Source organism: Streptomyces sp. WI03-4A, from assembly GCF_033792105.1.
In the GTDB taxonomy this organism is placed as follows: Bacteria; Actinomycetota; Actinomycetes; order Streptomycetales; family Streptomycetaceae; genus Streptomyces; species Streptomyces collinus_A.
Genome location: NZ_JARAUO010000094.1, coordinates 1 through 2,220, shown reverse-complemented (window position 1 = coordinate 2,220; position 2,220 = coordinate 1). Strand labels below are relative to the sequence as shown.

Annotated in this window: 1 protein-coding gene; it reads left to right on the top strand. The window is 77.7% G+C overall.

Annotated features, from left to right (window positions below):
* The coding region (locus PV343_RS40155) for an amino acid adenylation domain-containing protein (protein WP_319152000.1) at positions 1–2,089 on the top strand (2,089 nt) is incomplete at its 5' end.
* Positions 2,090–2,220 lie beyond the last annotated feature (131 nt).

Here is a 2,220-nt window from a genome sequence, read left to right as displayed (position 1 = left end):
CGTCCTGGCCGGCGTGGCCCTGAGCGGTCCCGCGCTCGCGGCCCTCGCCGCCCTCGGCGACGGCCGGCCGGACGGCGGGACGGTGCTGCTCGGCGCCGCCACGGGCCTGGTGACGGCCGCCGCCGAGGGCACCGACGAGGCCGTGGTGCACCTGTGGCACGGGGACCGGCCGGTGCCTGTCCCGGTCGGCGGACAGCGGGCCGCCGACGCCGGGGAACTGCTGCGCGACGTGGCCGGCGCGCTGCGCGCTGCGGACACCGCCGGCACGGGGATCGACGTGCTCGTCGCCGGGACGCCGGTGGAGTCGCCCGGTACGCCCCCACCGCTCGTGGTCACCCTCGAAGAAGACGCCGACGGCGGCCGCCGGCTGTGCGTGGACGCCGACCGCGGACGGTTCGAACCCTGGTTCGCCCAGGTGCTGGCCGAGGTGATCGGCCACGTGCTGGGCGGCCTCGGTGACCCGGCCGCCCCGCTCGACGCCCTCCGCCTGATCCCGCCGGACGCGCCCTGGGCGGACGCGCCGGCGCGCTGGGAGGTCCCCGACGAGCCGGAACCGGAGGGTACCGGCACCCTGCTGTCCGGATTCCTCGCGCGGGCCGCTGCCCACCCGGACGACCTCGCGGTCACCGGAGCCGACGGCCCCGAGGTGACCTACGGCCAGCTGCGCGCGGCGGCCGAGCGGGTGGCCCGGACACTGCTGGCCCACGGCGTCCGCCCCGGCGACCCGGTGGCCCTGCTCGCCCGCAAGTCCTGGCAGGCGGTGGCGGTCATGCTCGGCGTGCTGCGCGCCCGCGCCGTCCATGCCCCGCTCGACCCGGACCTGCCCGCCGCCCGGCTGGCGGCGATGCTCACCACGCTCGCCCCGGCCGCGCTGGTCACCGGGGAGGGCACGACCGTGCCGGCCGCCGGGACACCGGCAGAGACGGCCGTGTTCGACGTGGCCGGACTCGCCGGAGCACCGCGGGACCCGGGCGCCGACGTCCCGGTGCCGCCCCCGGGCCCGGACGACACCGCCTACGTGATCCACACCTCCGGCAGCACCGGCGTGCCCAAGGGCGTCGCCGTACGGCACGGCGCCGTCCACGCGTTCGTCCAGTGGCGCCGCCGGTACCACGCGATGGACCGGGAGAGCCGCTGCCTGGTGATCTCCTCCCTGTTCTTCGACAGTTCCCTGGCGGAGATCTTCCCCGCCCTCACGGCCGGCGCCCGCCTGGTGCTGCTCCCCGAACACCTGCGGCTCGACGCGGCCCGGACGGGCGCCCTGCTGCGGGAAGAGGGCGTGACCCACGCGACCGTCGTCCCGAGCCTCTACCGGATCCTGCTGGACGACCTCGCCGACGGCACCGCGCTGCGCTCGGTCACCGTCGCCGGTGAGGCCGCGTCCCCGGAACTGATCAGCCGGCACCGGCGGTCGCTGCCCGGCGTCCGGCTGGTCAACGAGTACGGGCCGACCGAGAACTCCGTGGGCTCCACCGCCCTGGACTACGGCGCCGGGCACGGCGCGGGACACCCGGTCGGGCGGCCCGTCGCCGGTGCCGTCGTCCGGGTCCGCGACCCGCGCGGGCACCGGCTGCCGCCCGGCTTCCCCGGCGAGATCCAGCTCTGCGGCCCCCGGCTGGCCGAGGGCTACCGGGGCAACCGCGAGGCCACCGACCGCGCCTTCACGGCGGACCCGGACGCACCGGGCGGACGCGTCTACCGCACCGGGGACCGCGGCTGGTGGCGGCCGGACGGCGTCCTCGAGTTCCTCGGCCGCGTCGACTCCCAGGTGAAGATCCGCGGCCACCGCATCGAACTCGGCGACATCGAGGCCCAGCTCGGCGCCCTGCCCGCGGTGGAGACGGTGGCCGTCGTCCCCGTCGGCGACGGTGTCGTGGCCGAGGCCCTGGTGGCCTACGTCAGCGGACCGGCCGAGCGGGACACGGCGGCCCTGCGCGAGCGCGCCCGGCGCGCGCTGCCCGCCGCGATGGTGCCCGCGCTGCTCGTCGTGCTGCCCGCGATGCCCCTGACGCCCAACGGAAAAGCCGACCGACAGGCACTGGCCCGAAGGGCGCCGGGCGATCTGCGCCCGGGGCCCGCGACTAGGTGAGGACGAGCGTGACAGCCATGAACCCGACGACCCCGACGGCCCCGGGGAAGGCGTCCGGACCGGCGACCCCGGCGAGCCCGGTCTCCAGGGACGACCTGGAGGCCCGCAGGCGGCTGGAGGCGGCGCTGCTG